The sequence below is a fragment of the Kitasatospora sp. NPDC058406 genome (assembly GCF_042722765.1).
Taxonomy (GTDB): domain Bacteria; phylum Actinomycetota; class Actinomycetes; order Streptomycetales; family Streptomycetaceae; genus Kitasatospora.
In genome coordinates, this window is record NZ_JBHXKE010000228.1 from 1 (window position 1) to 15,089 (window position 15,089).

Sequence of the window (15,089 nt, forward strand, 5' to 3'; positions counted from 1 at the left end):
GTCCGCGACCGTCCGAGGTTCGACTGTCGAGGACGCGCGGCGGCCCGGCCTGCCCGCGGCGTCTCAGCCGACGCGGGCGTCCCGCAGGTGCGCGGAGCTCGGACGGGGGCGCCGCACCGGTCGTGCGGCGGCGCGGCTACTCAGCGGGCACCGGCGCGGGCGCGACGGTAGAGGACGCCGCCGCCGATCAGCAGCGCGAGGCCTGCCGCGCCGAGCATCTCGGTGCCGCCGGCGCCGGTCGAGGCCAGCTGGCCGCCGTCGGTGGAGCCGACCGGGGCCGCGGACGGGCTGCCGGTGCGCGCGGAGGCGGGCACCGCCTGTCGGCTCGGGCTCGCGACGCCCGGGCCGGCGTTCGGGCTGCTGCTCGCGGACGGGGCGGACGGCGTCGGGCTGCCGTTCCGCGGCACGCCGGGGGTGGTCTCGCCGGCACTCGGGCTCGGGGTGGGCGGCGGGGGCGGCTGGCTGGTGACCGGCGGCGGCGGGTTGTGCGGGTTGTGGCCCTCCGGGCAGTCCTCCTCCGGGACGGCGGGCGGGGTGTGCACCGGGCCGGGCGCGTTGGCGCAGTCGTTGCCGAAGGCGGGGTTGGCGGCGCCCACCACGTCGACCGAGTTGCCGCAGGCGTTCACCGGGATGTGCACGGGGGCCTGGACGCTGTTGCCCGAGACCACACCGGGCGACCCGGCCGCGACTCCGGAGGCTCCGGACCCCGAGGCCGCGGTGCCCGAGGCCGCGGTGCCCGAACCGGCGTGCCCGCCGGCGCCCGAGCGTCCGGAGGCGTTGGCGCAGTTGTTGCCGTACGCCGGGTTCAGCACGCCGATCACGTCGACCGTGTTGCCACAGGCGTTGATCGGCACGTGGACCGGCACCTGCACCGAGTTGCCGGAGGCCACGCCCGGTGACCCCACCGCGTCCCCCTCCGCCCCGGCGCTCGCATAGGCGTAGCCGGCGGTCGAAGCCAGCACACTGCCGGTGGCCACGGCCGTGAGGAGCCCCTTCTTGGCTGCATTCCTCATATTTTCCCCTGACGTATCGAGACGACGTGATGACCTACCGAAAGTCGGAATTTCCGAATGAGCGGAGAGGTCTTCGGCTGCATGGGAGAGAACGAAGAAGTCCGCGCGGAGGTTGACCCGAACCAGCCCTATTCATCCGTTCGAGGGATGTCATGAGGGAGGTACGGGGCGGGCCCACGCAGACAAGCGCCCCCGGCGCGGCGCAACCGCCACCGGGGGCCCGACTCAACGACTGGTATGGGCTCAGGCGTTGACGCAGTGGTTGCCGAACGCGGGGTTCAGCACGCCGATCACGCTGATGGTGTTGCCGCACAGGTTGACCGGGATGTGCACCGGGATCTGGATCTGGTTGCCCGACACGACGCCGGGGGAACCGGCGGCCACGCCCTGGGCACCGGCCCCGCCGTGCGCGGAGGCGACACCGGCGGCGGCGATCAGCAGGCCACCGGTGGCAGCGGTAACGGCGGCAATCTTCTTGACCTTCATCATTCCTCCTATAAAGACACCCGGACATCGGTTCCGGGCCGTCACAGAAGTGAACGACGGTGCGGCCGAACGGGGTACGGAACAGGCGTCCCATTCACTCGCAGTGGTGATACGACGAACAGGTAATCGACTTACGGCGGCCGACGCGACCCTCCGTACGGCACGGGCCCGCCCACCCCTGCCACGACAAACGGCCCGCCCCCGGGGATCCGGGGGCGGGCCGGTCGCCCGACCGGAGCCGCCCGCCGGGGCAACCGGCGGTCCGACGGCTCCGCGAACCGCCTCAGCAGGCGTCGATGAACCGGTCCAGCACCCGCACGCCGAACTTCAGCCCGTCCACCGGCACCCGCTCGTCCACGCCGTGGAACATGCCGGCGAAGTCCAGCTCCGGCGGCAGCTGCAGCGGGGCGAACCCGAAGCAACGGATCCCGAGGTCCTGGAACGACTTGGCGTCCGTGCCGCCGGAGAGGCAGTACGGCACGGCCCGGGCGATCGGGTCCTCGGCGCGCAGCGCGGTCTGCATCGCCTCGACCAGGGCGCCGTCGAAGCTGGTCTCGATCGCCTTGTCGGAGTGCAGGCTCTCGCGCTTCACGCGCGGACCCAGCACGCTGTCCAGCTCGGCCAGGAACTCCTCCTCGTAGCCGGGCAGGAACCGCCCGTCCACGTGCGCGGTGGCCTGCCCGGGGATCACGTTCACCTTGTAGCCGGCGCCGAGCATGGTGGGCTGGGCGGTGTTGCGCAGCGTGGTGCCGATCATCTTGGCGATGCCGCCGAGCACCCGGAGCGTCTCGTCCATGTTCTCCGGGTCGAGCTCGACGCCGAGCGCGTCCGACAGCTCGTCCAGGAAGGCCCGGACGGTCTTGGTGATCCGCAGCGGGAACTGGTGGCGCCCCAGCCGGGCCACCGCCTCGCACAGCTCGGTGATCGCGTTGTCGTCGTTCTCCATCGACCCGTGCCCGGCCCGGCCGTCGACCGTGAGCCGCATCCAGTGCATGCCCTTCTCGGCCGTCTCCACCAGGTAGAGCCGGGCCTTGTCGTTGACCGTGAAGGAGAAGCCGCCGACCTCACCGATCGCCTCGGTCACGCCCTCGAACAGCGCCGGGTGCTTGTCGACCAGGTACCGGGCGCCGTACGTGCCGCCCGCCTCCTCGTCGGCGAGGAAGGCCAGCACCAGGTCACGCGGGGGCTTGCGGCCGGTGCGCAGCCGGTCCCGGACGACCGCCAGGGTCATCGCGTCCATGTCCTTCATGTCCACCGCGCCGCGGCCCCAGACGCAGCCGTCCGCGATCTCCCCGGCGAACGGGTCGTACGTCCAGTCCGCGGCGTTGGCCGGCACCACGTCCGTGTGCCCGTGGATCAGCAGACCGGGCCGCGACCGGTCCTCGCCCTCGATCCGGACGACGGTGGACGCCCGGCCCTTCGCCGACTCGAAGATCTGCGGTTCGAGACCGAACTCGGCGAGCTGCTCGGCCACGTACTCGGCGGCCTTGCGCTCCCCCGGACCGGAACCGTCGCCGTAGTTGCTGGTGTCGATCCGGATCAGATCACGGCAGATGTCGGCAACCTCGGACTCGCCCGTCACCTTCGCCGCCGACCGCCCCGCCGACTCGCTCCGCTCGCTCACGGTCACTCCTCGTCTCTGGCCCGCACCGGCGCCCCAGCGCGCCATTCCCCGGGACCTGCACCCGGGCCGTACGAGCACGTCCGCCCATCCTCTCCCAGCCCCCGACCCGGATCCACCCCCACGAAACACGCCGACACGCCCCCGCAACCCCCACTCCCCCACCCGGAGCCGTTTTGGGACCGCAAGCCGATCACTGCTACAGTTACATCTGTCAGCGCGGCCGACGAACAGAAGGAAGCCGCAAAGACAACACCCCGTCCGGGTGGCGGAATGGCAGACGCGCTAGCTTGAGGTGCTAGTGCCCTTTATCGGGCGTGGGGGTTCAAGTCCCCCCTCGGACACAGTCCATCTCCCCAGGTGGAGATGACGTAGCAGTGATCAGGCGCGGATCGAGGTTCTCCTCGATCCGCCCTTTTCGTTTCCCGGGATGCCTGGAGCCCTCGGACGAGTCGGACATCCGGTGACCTCGGTCGGCGAGGGGCTCGAGGTCCTGTTCGTTCATAACCCGGAGCCCGGATCGACCTCCTTGCTACGGTCACTCGCATGACGCTCCCGATTCCTTCGGCCCTCGCTGTCGACCTGCGGGTTGAGCCGGTCGACGAGGTTCTCGACCGCGTCGAGCAGGCTCTCCGGGTGCGCCTGCAACCCGACACGGTGCTGCGTAAACGCCGCTCGGTCGGGGCGCGGACGGACCGTGACACCTGGGTCCGGATCGAACGGCGCCCACTCGACCGAATCGGCGGCCAAGGCTGGAACGGCACCGAGTGCGCGGCAGCCCTGACAGCGATCGACAAGCCGACCTGGCGCGCCGGGCTGGCTTGGCGGGATGCATCACACGCGGCGATGTGGCGGGCCGACGAGACCAGTCTCCTTCCGGGCAACCCGGTCGGCAGCAGCGTGCTCGCCACCGATCCGGGCCTTCCTGCTTCCTGGTGGCAAGCACTGAACTCCTCGCTGGACGCGTTGGCCGGCCAACACACGACACGGATCGCCACCCCGGACACGGTGCCCATCGGCCAAGCCGTGGTCACCAAGGCCATCCGCGCAACCTTTCCCGGCACCTTCGACACGACCGTCACCCAGTGGGCGCCCGCCCACGCGGACCTGAACTGGGCGAACGTGACCGGCCCACGGTTCTGCTTGTTCGACTGGGAGGACTGGGGGAACGCGCCGCGGGGACTGGACTCGGCATCGTTGTGGGCGAATTCTCTTGCCGTCCCGGCGCTGGCCGACCGCGTGCGCCGGGAGCGCGGGCACGCGTTGGAGAACAGGGAGGGCAGGTTGATGATGTTGTTCGCCTGCTCGAAGATCATCGGACCGGACGCCCATCCGGAGGATCCCCGGGTGGAGCCGGCCCGGCATGCGGCAGCCCGGATCGTGGCGCGCCTTCAAGCCCGCTGACGGCGCGCCGCCCGGTCTCGCAGGAGGTCCCGGTATCGAAGGACCATCTGCTCATCCACCGGGCAGTCCAAAGCGGCAAGCAGTTCGTGGAGGTGCACGGGGTTGTCCGAACCGACGGCCACGGCGTCTACACGGGGAAGGCTGAAGGCGGACCGGAACGCCGCTTGCGGCCGGGACAGCGATCTCCCCTCCTGGTCCTGGATGAAGATACGGGGGTCGATCTTGCCCCACACGGGGTCGCCGGCGTTGCCCCCGAAAGGGCTCATGCCCCACATCGAACGAACTGACAGACCCAACCGGGAGGCGAGGGTGTCCACAGCGTCCAGCGTGTCGATCCCGACCAGCAGGCCGGCACGAATCATGAGTACGGACGGCTTCGGCACCGTCGGGTCGACCAGTTCGAGCAGCGAGGAGGGATTCCAGGACGAGATCCCCCAAGATCCGCATAGCCCCTTCCCTACGGCATCGTCCAGGGCCTCGCATGCCTGCGCCAGTGCGTCGCGCGCATCGACGGCCTTTCGTAGTGAGTGTTCCGGGTTGTGCAGGAAGACAAGGTCCGGGGGTCGCCCGAGGTCCCTATTCGTCTGCTCGACGGCGAGCCGCAGCCGGGCCGGGTCGAGAGAGTGATCCGCCCTGCCCGCGCCCGGAAAGAATCCGACCTTGGTGGACAGCGCGAAGCGTGGAAGGAGGTCGCCCCCGATCTTCGCCAGCCTGCTGTGGGCCTCGAAATTCCTGTAGTTGAAGCTCGTGTCGATCGCCGTAATACCCAGTTCCAGGGCGCTCGTCAGCAGCCGGCGTTCGTAACGAGACCGGTGTAGCCCGAGAACAACTCGGGGGTGAGGCCTGCGCACAGTTCCTCCTCCGTCAAAATCCTTGCCAAGAGCCCGACTTCGTCGCCCACACTGCGGACTGCCTCAGCCAGCCTCACGGGCCGGCCGCTCAGGAGCACGTGCAGAGCAGGCAGCGCCTCGGCGGTGAAGGTGAGCTTCTTTCCAGCCGCGAGAACAGCGACCGTGTCGCCGTTCTCCTCGATCAGCGGCGGAAAGTCGGTAATGCACACCGCGGCCTCCAGCGGCCCGAAGATCTCCAGGAACGGTACGTGCCGAGGTGTGACGGCTTCCCGCTCTCGGACCGCCAGGTAGTCGGCCGGGCTCCTTGCGGTGATGACGCGTGCGGCAGCAGCGGCCAGCTCCCGCTGTTGGGCCGCCCGCTCCCCGGGTTCGCCCCACCGGTCGAGATCACGACGGAAGAGTTCGGTCTCGCGGGACCAATCGGCCAGCCAGGAGAACCAGTTCACCCCGGTTCGCTTCGCGAAACCGAGCGTCATGTGCATGCTCCGGCCCTGACTGCGACCGACGCGGGAGGCCTGGTGCCAGTAACCGCGCGGAATGTGCATGACGTCACCGGCCTGCATCGCACCCGTCCAGACGATCTCGTCGCTGGGCGTGTTGTTACGGTCGGCATCGCGGTACAGCGGAGCTTGCCGCGAGGCTCCACGCACCTCCCAGTCTTTCTCGCCGGCCAATTGGATGATCAGGACATCGTGGTCGTCCCAGTGCAGATCGAAACCGGCGGCGTCGTTGGTGGTCAGATAGACGTTGACCTGGACGTTCTCCCGGGACCACCACTGCATGGCCCGACATGCCACCTCCATCGTCGGGTCGAAGACGTTCGCCTGATCCAGGACGATCGTCGCGCCCTCGTGAAGGAGATTTCCCAGCCGGCGCATGTCCGCCATCGGGATGCTCTGTCCCCTGAGTGAGATCTGCGGACTCAGGTAGGCCTTGGGGTGTAGCTCCTCGCCCCCGCGGAAGCAGCGGAACTGCGGGTTCGCCAGGCTTCGGCGCATCACCATGTCAAGAAGCCCTTGGGGCGTGAGCATCCGCTCCACCAGTTCGACGTCCCTGAGGCTGCCTCGCGCGAACGCCTTCCCGAGCAGCCCGGGGCCGTCCCACCCCAGAGCGTCCTCGACACCACGTACCAGACGATGCTTCACGGTCCCTCTTCCTTCGAGTGCGTAGCGGGAGGGGCGGAGGATCGCGCCGAGTCGGTCGACGGGACCCTCCGCCCCAGGACGCCGGCCTGTCAGGCCGGATTGTTCAGACCGTCGCCGTCGGGCCAGGGGCCGTCGCCCGAACCGCCTGTGCCAGGATCGGAGCGGTCGGTGTCGTGTCGGTCGTGGACACTTGCCAGCAGTTCCACGGCCACCAGAAGGCCGTCCCCGGTAGGGGGCGGCGTGTACTCGGGCACTGTTGGGTTCCTCTCATGTCGGGTGGTCCCGCCGGGCTTCCAGCGGGTGGTCCAGGGTGAAGCGTCCGGCTACCGGCCCCCTCGCAGGACAGCTCTGGCCGGCACTGCGCTGCGACCTCGCACCTTCGCCGGGAACGCACCGGCCTGCGGGGCACCCTGGAGCAGGCCGAGGCCCGGCTTTCCAACCTGTCGAGTCGGCAGGCTTCGGCAGATCTCCAGCGAAGCGCCTCCGACCTGGCCGGCACAGAGCAGAATTGATGCATCGATGTGGCACAGGTGGGGGAAACCCGCGCGCAGCCTGGCATGTTCTGCCGACAGCGAGTCTTCGCTCGCGCGTGACGGCCTACGCGTCGCAGACACGTGACTCCTCCAGCACCTGGATGGGCAGGCATGCGCGCAGGCATCCTCGGCCGGAGCCTCCGGCATCGAGCGTTCGACGGTCGGCCAGGGACGGGGCGACGCTCAGACCTTTCTCCGCGGTGGCACCGGGCGGGGGTAGCCTTCGAACCCGGGTGCATCGACGGCCGAGAGGAACGGATGAGCGGGGAGTACGGCGGGCCGCTCGCGGCGAAGTGGGTGGCGCGCAAGCAGGTGTCGCACGATGAACTGCTCGCTGCGGACGGCGCGCTGTGGTGGCTCCAGTCCGATCCCGACCTGGGCGGCATCCGCCGACTGATGAGCACACGCCCTGGCGCTCCGGCGCGGGCGCGAACGCCACCCGGGGTGTCGGTGGGCGGCCGGCTCCATGCCTACGGCGGCGGCTCCTTCGCGGTCGCCGCCGACACCCAGTGGGTGGTTGCCGAGGACAGCAAGGTCTACCGGATCAGGCCCGGCAACGAGCCGGAACCGGCTGTCGCCGTGGCCGACGGCTACCGGTACGGCGAACTGCACCACGCCGCAAACGTCCTGCTTGCCGTCCGCGGCACCGACGAGGGCGACCAGATCGTCGAGATCACCCCGGACGGCGACGTCCGGGTGCTCGTCAGCTCAACGGGATTCCTCGCGGCCCCGCAGCTGCACGATGGGGCGCTCGCGTACCTGGAGTGGGCCGCCGACCGAATGCCGTGGGACTCCACCCGACTCATGCTGACCGCGTGGCCCGACCGGACGAGCCCGGGCCGATTGCTGGCGGGCAGTGACCGGGAGGCCGTGGTCCAGCCACTCTGGGGCCCCGACGGACAGCTGTATTTCATGTCCGACCGCACCGGGTGGTGGAACCTCTACCGCTGGACAGGCGAGACCATCGAGCCGGTTGCGCCGATGGACGCCGACTGTGCGCCCGCACCGTGGGAGGGCGGGTACCGGTCGTACGCCTTCACCGACTCCGGGCCGATCGTCCTGACCGTTCACGACGGCATCGGCACCGAGCTGGTGAGCGTTGATCGCGGCGGGCTGCTGATCCGCCATGCCACCGATCTGACCTCGATCAAGCCCTACGTCGCTGCTCTCGGCGACGACGTGTTCCTCATCGGATCAACCCCCGCCAGCCGACCGTCCGTGCGCATGATCGACCTCGGCCTGCCGGGCGAGCGTCCGGCGCTGCCTATCGGACCCGGCATCAGCGGCATCCCTGGACCGCAAGTCCTGCCACCGACCATCCGCACCGTCCGCTCGGGTGAGCTCTCCATTCGCTTCCTGCTGCACCAGCCCGACGGGGGGCTCCCCGCTCCCCTGATCGTCCGGGCCCACCCAGGGCCCACCGACGACGTCCCCCTACGCCTTGACTGGGCCGTACAGTTCTTCGTCAGCTGCGGCTTCGCCGTCGCGGAGGTGGCCTACCGTGGCAGCACCGGCCAGGGCCGGGTCTTCCGACAATCCCTTCACGGCCACTGGGGCGAGTACGACGTCGAGGACTGCGCGACCGTCGCCCGCCACCTCCTGGAGACCGGTCAGGCGCAGCGAGACGCCGTCTTCATCGCCGGAGCCAGCGCGGGCGGATACACCGCCCTGCAGGCCGCCTGTCGCCAGGGCCCGTTCACCGCGGCGACCGCCACCTCCGCGATCATCGACCCGGCACGTTGGGAGAAGGTCGTCCCGCGCTTCCAACGGCCCCACGCAGCGATTCTGAGCGGCCCGGCAGGAGCGGTCCGCGCGGAGGCTGTCCGCATACCGGTCCTGCTGATCCACGGAACGGCTGACGAGATCGCCGCGGTCGACGACACACGCCGACTCGTCAAGGACCTCGCGACACTCGGACGCCCCCACCGGGCCTTGCTCCTGGAGGGCGTCGGCCACTACCTGTCCGCGCCGACAGCCCTGGAGCACGCGTTGCTGGCCGAGCTCGACTTCTACGACAGGCTCATGCGCCGCGAGCCGTAGCAGTCGCCGTCGCTACTCGGTCCGCCGCCGGTAGGACGAGGCGCGCGTACTCACGCAGTTCAGCCACCGGCGCGTAGTCGGCGTGGGAATCGAGCCCCGCCAGAACGCCGGCGACGCGCTGGGCGCAGCGCCCTGACGACGTCCTGGCCGCGTAGTTCACGGCATCGCGGCCCGCGGCACATGCCCGGTCGACGTCCCCCGTGCGCAGCCACGTCGAGGCGAGCAGGGCAGCGTCGATCGCCAGACGCCGCACCTTGTCCCGCCCCACGCCCTCGATGGCGTCCATCAGGTGGCCTCTGGCGGCTTGGAAACGGTCGAGGTCGTACAGGCAGTGCGCGACCTCGTCCGCCAGATAGGCCGGAGTGAAGTACCTGATCCACGAGGGTTCGTCCGCGGGGACGGACGAACCGAGCAACCGCTCCGCCTGCAGGATCAGCGCGGTGGCCTCCCGCTCCTGTCCCATCCGGGCGTGGGCCCGGGCTTGGACTACGGAGATGGCTGCCCGCGTCGCGGGACTCGCCGCCGTGCCCGCCGCTGCCGCAGACTCGGCCCAGCGCAAGGCGTGGCGCGGCCGACGGCTGTGCAGGGCCAGGTGTCCGAGGCTCACCGCGACGAGGTAGGCCCCGTAGGAGTGGTTGCGGGTCGCTCTGGTCAGGGCCAGCGCCCGCAAGTAGTAGACCTGAGCCCGGCTCGGATCTCCGGCATCGACGGCCTGGTAACCGGCCAGCTCGAAGAGGCCGGTGGCCACGCGGGCTCTGGCGTGCACCACGTCCTCGCCGGTAGCCGGGCGGGCGAGCAGCGTCGCCAGTTCGGTGTCGATGTAGATGGCGTTCGGCGGCGGCGGTCAGGTGGTGCTCGTGGGGGGCCGGAAGGGCGGCTCCCCGGCCTCGGGTCAGTGAGCGGACCAGGTGCTCGGCAGGGTCCGGGTCGTGTTCACGAGGGCGTCGCACACGTTCGGCAGGAAGACCTCGGCAGGGCCGGTCGTCGGGCGTCGTGCGCGGGCGGTGCCCGGGGTCAGCGGGCGGTCCAGACCGGGCAGGCGGCCTGGTGGCGGTGGGTGCGGATGACGGTGCCGCCGAGGGACCGGTGCTCGGTGGTCGCGATGGCGCAGCACGGCCGTGCGGACGCTGCCGGTACTGCCGGTGCGTGAGCGGAGGTGTGCCTGCGGGTGGGCGAGGACGCGGCGGCGTGCACGGAAGCGCGCGGAGCCGGGGCGCCGGGCTTGGGACCCGTGGAGATGCACGCGGAGGCGGGCGGCTGCTTCCGGCAGGCCATCGGTGCGGCGGCGGCCGCGGTGGTCGTACCGATGGTGCCGGAGCGGCGGGCCCCCTTCCGCGGGGTGGTGGCGCGGTGGACGGTGGGCCGACGGCCGCGTCGGCGGCGGGGTGAGGACGTGGTCATGGTGGCGAGGTTGCCCCGGCCGGAGCCGCCCAATCCGGCACCCACTCGAACGAGTGTGGGGCGGAGTTTCATTGACGCCGACCCGGACCGGGCGGAGAACTGCCTCCTCGTGAGGGACGTGTACTTCTCCGGGCCTGCCGCCGCCGGGCGGCCGGGCGGCAGGCTCAGGCCGCCGGCGCGGGGGTGCGGGCCGGGGTGCGGCGGTCGGTCAGGTTGCGGACCAGTTCGCCGGTGATGAAGGCCGTCACCGAGGCGACGATCAGCAGCGGCATCTCGTCCGTCGCGTTCGATCCCAGCAGCGCCGCCGCCAGCACGGTGCTGGTGAGGGGCAAGCGGGTGACCGCCGCGCCGGCGGCGGCCAGCCCGGCCGCCATGCCCGGAGCGACGCCGAAACCGGGCAGCGGACCGCACGCCACCCCGATGGTGGCGCCGATCAGGATCGCCGGGAAGATCGGGCCGCCGCGCAGGCTGCCCAGCGCGATGCCCCAACCGACCGTCTTGCAGAGCGCGAGCGCCAGCAGCGCGCCCTCCGACCAGGCCCCCGGGTTCGCGGCGAGGGCGCCGAGGGTCGCCTGTCCGGAGAGCGCGTCCTCCTCCGGTGAACGGCCGGTCATCAGCGCGTACGCGGCGATGACGACGCCGACCGCGACCGCGCAGAGCACCGTCCGGATCGCCGTCTGCCGGACCGTCGGCACGGAAGCGGGGCCGCCGGGGCCGTTCGGGTCACCGACGGTGAAGACCTTGACCCGGCGGCCGAGCATCTGGCCGGCCACGCAGACCACGGCGACGAGGACCGCGACCGGCACGCCCCAGAGGAAGTCGCCCGGGTCGGGCGTGCCGCTGGACGGCACCGAAGGCAGCGAGAGCGCGCCGATCGACAGCCCGGTCCAGTGGCCGAAGCCGGTGAACACCAGCGCGCCGATCCCGCTGGCCAGCAGGCAGGGCAGGATCAGCGCCACCAGCTGCGGACCCCCCAGCCCGGCCGCCTCGATCATCATCACGGCGGCGACCAGCGGACTGCCGAAGATGGTGGAGATCGCCGCCGTCGAACCGGCCGCGCCGAGCACGGGCGCCAGTCGGGGCTGGGCCGCGCGGCGCGCGGAGCTCACGGCGAGCAGGGCCAGTCCGCTGCCCATCGCCATCAGCGGCGCCTCCGGGCCGAGCAGCGCGCCGAGCGGCAGGCAGACGAGCGCCGCCAGGATGACGCCGGGCACGGCCTTCGGCAGGGTCGGGGCCCCGCCGAGCCCGTCGACCGGGACGTGCCCGCCGCGGCCGGGCATCCGGGTCACGATCGGGGCCACCAGCAGCCCGGCGATCAGCAGCAGGGGCAGCGGCCACCACCAGGGCGCGCGGTCGTGGCCGAGCGCCTCGGGCAGGCTCTCCCAGATCCAGTGCTGGAGTTCGTGCTCCAGGCTGACGAACCCGAAGGCCGCCAGCGACACCGGGACGCCGACCAGCGCCGCGATCAGAAGGAGGCCCAGGTATCCCCTGGTCAGCAGCAGACCGCGCAGGGTGGGGTCACCGCTCTGCTGGGGCATGCCGGCTCCTTCGCGCTCCCCGGCCGGTCCACCCCCGGCCGCGTCCTGCGACCGAGTCTCGCCCGCGACCCGGCGCCCTGCACGGCAGGCGGCGTCCGGAACACGGCGCGTCCCGCCGGGTTGCGCCGGGCGGGTGAGCGGGGAACGGGGCCGGGCGGGCGGCCGGGCGGGCGCGAAGGGCACGGGCGAGCGGGTGGGTGCCGGGGCGGACGTGGTCGGTCCTGCCGGACCGTCAGTCCTGCCGGACCCGGTGGGACTCCCCCAGCGCGCTCTCGATCCCCTGGACCATCCGCCAGAGCGGCATGCGGCGGCTGGCGACCAGCACCACGACGTCGTCGTCAGGCCCGGCCTCGTCCCGGCCGTCCGGGCCGCGGCCCGGGCCGACCTCCGGGTCCACCCTCGACCCCGTGCCCGCGCCGTCGGCCGGGGCCGGGGCCGCGCCACCGGGCCGGTCGCTCCACGTCTCGGTGACGAAGGCCATCGCCCGGTCCACCTCGGCCACCCAGTCGCTCTCGCCGCCCGAACGCAGCCAGGTGCGCAGCGCGTGGTTGTGCGCGGCGACCACGGCGGCGGCGATCACGTCGGCCCGCAGGGCCCCGTCCGGCCGGTCGGCGAAGCGGCCGCGCAGGTAGTGCGCGAGCGTGTGCTCGTAGCGCCAGACCACGGAGAGCTCGTAGGCCCGCAGGCCGGGCACCTTACGGGTGAGCCGGTAGCGCTGGACGGAGAAGGACGGCTGCTCGGCGTACATCCGCAGGACCAGCCGGGCGGCGTCGCTGGCACGCCGGACGGGGTCCTCCTCGCCGGTGCCGGACTCCAGGAACTCCGTCATCTCGGCGAGGCTGCGCTCGTGGTCGGGGAAGACCACGTCCTCCTTGGCCGGGAAGTAGCGGAAGAACGAGCGCCGGCCGACCCCGGCGAGCGAGACGATGTCGTCGATCGTGGTCTGTTCGAATCCGCGCTCCAGGAAGAGCTCGAAGGCGGCGGCGACCAGCGCCTCGCGCATCGCGGGCTTGGGGGGCCCGTCGTTCATGGGCTGGTCCTGCGCTTCCTTCTCGCTCATTCCCGGAACATAGCATCGGCTTCGAACACCAGGACCAGCGCGCGCACGCCGCGTACAGCTCGTGCGACGTACGGCGCGCCGGTCCGGACGCCCGAAGGGTGACGGCGGGTTACGGCAGGTTCCGGGCCATGACGATGCGCTGGATCTGGTTGGTGCCCTCGTAGATCTGGGTGATCTTCGCGTCCCGCATCATCCGCTCCAACGGGTAGTCACGCGTGTACCCGTACCCGCCGAGCAGCTGCACCGCGTCCGTCGTGATCTCCATCGCGGCGTCCGACGCGAAGCACTTCGCCGCCGCCCCGAAGAACGTCAGGTCGCCGTCCCCGCGCTGCGACTTCGCCGCCGCCGCGTACGTCAGCTGCCGCGCCGCCTCCAGCTTCATCGCCATGTCCGCCAGCATGAACTGCACGCCCTGGAAGTCACCGATCGGCTTCCCGAACTGCTTGCGCTCGCGCACGTACCCCTTCGCGTAGTCCAGCGCCCCCTGCGCGATCCCCAGCGCCTGCGCCGCGATCGTCACCCGGGTGTGGTCCAGCGTCCGCATCGCCGTCGCGAAGCCCGTGCCCTCCGCACCGATCATCCGGTCGGCCGGGATCCGCACGTTGTCGAAGTACACCTCGCGCGTGGGCGACCCCTTGATGCCCAGCTTCCGCTCCGGCGCACCGAACGACACGCCCGCGTCGCCCTTCTCCACCACGAACGCCGAGATGCCCTTCGACCGCGCCTCGGGGTCGGTCACGGCCATCACCGTGTAGAACTCGGACACCCCCGCGTTGGTGATCCAGCGCTTCACGCCGTTCAGCACCCAGAAGTCCCCGTCCCGCACCGCACGGGTCTTCATCCCCGCCGCGTCCGAACCCGCCTCCGGCTCCGACAGGCAGTACGAGAACATCCCCTCGCCGCGGGCCAGCGCCCCCAGGTACTTCGCCTTCAGCTCGGGCGACCCCGACAGCTGCACCGGCAGCGACCCCAGCTTGTTCACCGCCGGGATCAGCGACGACGAGGCGCACACCCGTGCCACCTCCTCGATCACGATCACCGTCGCCAGCGCGTCCGCCCCGGCACCGCCGAACTCCTCCGGCACGTGCACCGCGTGCAGGTCGTTGCTCTGCAGCGCGTCCAGCGCCTCCTGCGGGAACCGCCCCTGCTCGTCCACCTCCGCCGCGAACGGAGCGATCTTCGCCTCGGCCAGCGATCGCACCGCCTCACGAAGCATTCCGTGCTCCTCGGAGATCCGGAAGAGATCGAAGTCCTGGCTCATGAGCGGCCACTCCTGTTTCACGACGTTCACGACGGTACTCAGTACCCTTCATTATGCACGTGCGGAGCAGAAAGGGAACTCAGTGCCTTCACAGAGCGGCACTGAGTTCCCTATCCTTTTCGGGGCGGAAGCCACCGAACCGTAAGCCGCCCGAGCGCAGGGAGATGACAACGTGGTCCACTCAGCCATCGACGCCGACATCGACATCGCCAACGCCCCGCTGTTGTTCCAGCGCTGCGCCTGGTGCAGCAACCCGACCTTCCAACGGCTGCTCTGCCCCACCTGCGGCTCCACCGACCTGCGCCTGGAGCGCAGCGAGGGCACCGGGGTCGTGCGGCGCTGCGCCGTCGAACAGGCCCGCACCCCGCTGGCCCGGCAGAAGTCGCTGATCCGGATGGCCGAGGGGTTCGACGTCTGGTGCATCGTCAACGGTCTGCGCTCCACCGTGCCGGTGGGCACGAGGGTCCGGCTGAGTGCGGCGGAGGGCTCGGAGCACCCGGCCCTGACGGTGTTGTCGCACGAGGAGCCCGAACGGCTCCCGTCGCCGGACCCGCGCCCGCTGCCACCGGTCCAGGGCGGGTTCACCCAGCACCTGGCGATGTTCGCGGAGTAGCGCAGGGGCCCTCGTCCGGTGCGACGCAGCCCGGGCACGGGCCCGGCCGCGGGCGGCCTCGCAGGCCCCGGCCGCACCGAGTGCCGGAGGGCGTGGCACCGAGTACCCCGGGGTACTCGGTGC

General features: G+C 71.3%; 13 protein-coding genes and 1 tRNA gene. 4 read left to right on the forward strand and 10 right to left on the reverse strand.

Translation table 11 applies throughout. The features are described 5' to 3' along the window. Window positions 1-140: 140 nt before the first annotated feature. The 3 genes from ACFWOG_RS32455 to ACFWOG_RS32465 form a co-directional block, all read right to left on the reverse strand. Window positions 141-1,013, reverse strand: coding sequence for a chaplin (locus tag ACFWOG_RS32455; RefSeq protein WP_380362696.1), 873 nt, complete (start codon window positions 1,011-1,013; stop codon window positions 141-143). Window positions 1,014-1,256: 243 nt separating this feature from the next. Then, window positions 1,257-1,499, reverse strand: a complete 243-nt coding sequence (locus ACFWOG_RS32460) for a chaplin (RefSeq protein WP_380362713.1) — start codon at window positions 1,497-1,499, stop codon at window positions 1,257-1,259. A gap of 283 nt (window positions 1,500-1,782) precedes the next feature. Further along, window positions 1,783-3,168 carry a M20/M25/M40 family metallo-hydrolase gene (locus ACFWOG_RS32465; RefSeq protein WP_380362698.1) on the reverse strand — a complete coding sequence of 462 codons (1,386 nt, stop codon included), beginning with the start codon at window positions 3,166-3,168 and terminating at the stop codon, window positions 1,783-1,785. Between the two features lie 211 nt (window positions 3,169-3,379). Here ACFWOG_RS32465 and ACFWOG_RS32470 point away from each other — a divergent pair. After that, window positions 3,380-3,464: transfer RNA gene (locus ACFWOG_RS32470), tRNA-Leu, on the forward strand. 202 nt (window positions 3,465-3,666) lie between these two features. Next, window positions 3,667-4,524, forward strand: a complete 858-nt coding sequence (locus ACFWOG_RS32475) for a hypothetical protein (RefSeq protein ID WP_380362700.1) — start codon at window positions 3,667-3,669, stop codon at window positions 4,522-4,524. Here the strand turns inward: ACFWOG_RS32475 and ACFWOG_RS32480 are convergent. Both ACFWOG_RS32480 and ACFWOG_RS32485 read right to left on the reverse strand, forming a co-directional pair. Continuing rightward, window positions 4,512-5,375: an aldo/keto reductase gene (locus ACFWOG_RS32480; protein WP_380362702.1), complete on the reverse strand. Its 864-nt coding sequence runs from the start codon at window positions 5,373-5,375 to the stop codon at window positions 4,512-4,514. The two genes, ACFWOG_RS32475 and ACFWOG_RS32480, sit on opposite strands and share 13 nt — an antisense overlap. Further along, on the reverse strand, window positions 5,309-6,520 hold the full coding sequence (locus tag ACFWOG_RS32485; RefSeq protein ID WP_380362704.1) for a JmjC domain-containing protein: 1,212 nt from the start codon (window positions 6,518-6,520) through the stop codon (window positions 5,309-5,311). The genes ACFWOG_RS32480 and ACFWOG_RS32485 overlap by 67 nt, the downstream gene beginning before the upstream one ends. Before the next feature lie 791 nt (window positions 6,521-7,311). Between ACFWOG_RS32485 and ACFWOG_RS32490 the strand changes: the two genes are divergently transcribed. Continuing rightward, entirely contained in the window at window positions 7,312-9,093 is a 1,782-nt protein-coding gene (locus ACFWOG_RS32490; protein ID WP_380362706.1) for a prolyl oligopeptidase family serine peptidase, read from the forward strand. Here ACFWOG_RS32490 and ACFWOG_RS32495 read toward each other — a convergent pair. The 5 genes from ACFWOG_RS32495 to ACFWOG_RS32515 all read right to left on the reverse strand — a co-directional run bounded on the left by ACFWOG_RS32495 (window position 9,074) and on the right by ACFWOG_RS32515 (window position 14,353). Beyond that, window positions 9,074-9,841 (reverse strand): hypothetical protein, encoded by a 768-nt coding sequence (locus tag ACFWOG_RS32495; protein WP_380362708.1) that lies wholly within the window; start codon window positions 9,839-9,841, stop codon window positions 9,074-9,076. The genes ACFWOG_RS32490 and ACFWOG_RS32495 overlap by 20 nt on opposite strands. 266 nt (window positions 9,842-10,107) lie before the next feature. Further along, complete coding sequence (locus ACFWOG_RS32500) at window positions 10,108-10,539, reverse strand: hypothetical protein (protein ID WP_380362710.1); 432 nt, start codon at window positions 10,537-10,539, stop codon at window positions 10,108-10,110. A gap of 119 nt (window positions 10,540-10,658) precedes the next feature. Continuing rightward, window positions 10,659-12,032: a chloride channel protein gene (locus ACFWOG_RS32505; protein ID WP_355409041.1), complete on the reverse strand. Its 1,374-nt coding sequence runs from the start codon at window positions 12,030-12,032 to the stop codon at window positions 10,659-10,661. Window positions 12,033-12,264: 232 nt separating this feature from the next. After that, window positions 12,265-13,035, reverse strand: coding sequence for a TetR family transcriptional regulator (locus ACFWOG_RS32510; protein WP_380362715.1), 771 nt, complete (start codon window positions 13,033-13,035; stop codon window positions 12,265-12,267). 166 nt (window positions 13,036-13,201) lie between these two features. Then, window positions 13,202-14,353: an acyl-CoA dehydrogenase family protein gene (locus ACFWOG_RS32515; protein WP_329877786.1), complete on the reverse strand. Its 1,152-nt coding sequence runs from the start codon at window positions 14,351-14,353 to the stop codon at window positions 13,202-13,204. 172 nt (window positions 14,354-14,525) lie between these two features. On the opposite strand from ACFWOG_RS32515, the gene ACFWOG_RS32520 reads away from it, so the two are divergent. Continuing rightward, complete coding sequence (locus ACFWOG_RS32520) at window positions 14,526-14,966, forward strand: hypothetical protein (protein ID WP_329950175.1); 441 nt, start codon at window positions 14,526-14,528, stop codon at window positions 14,964-14,966. Window positions 14,967-15,089: the final 123 nt, after the last annotated feature.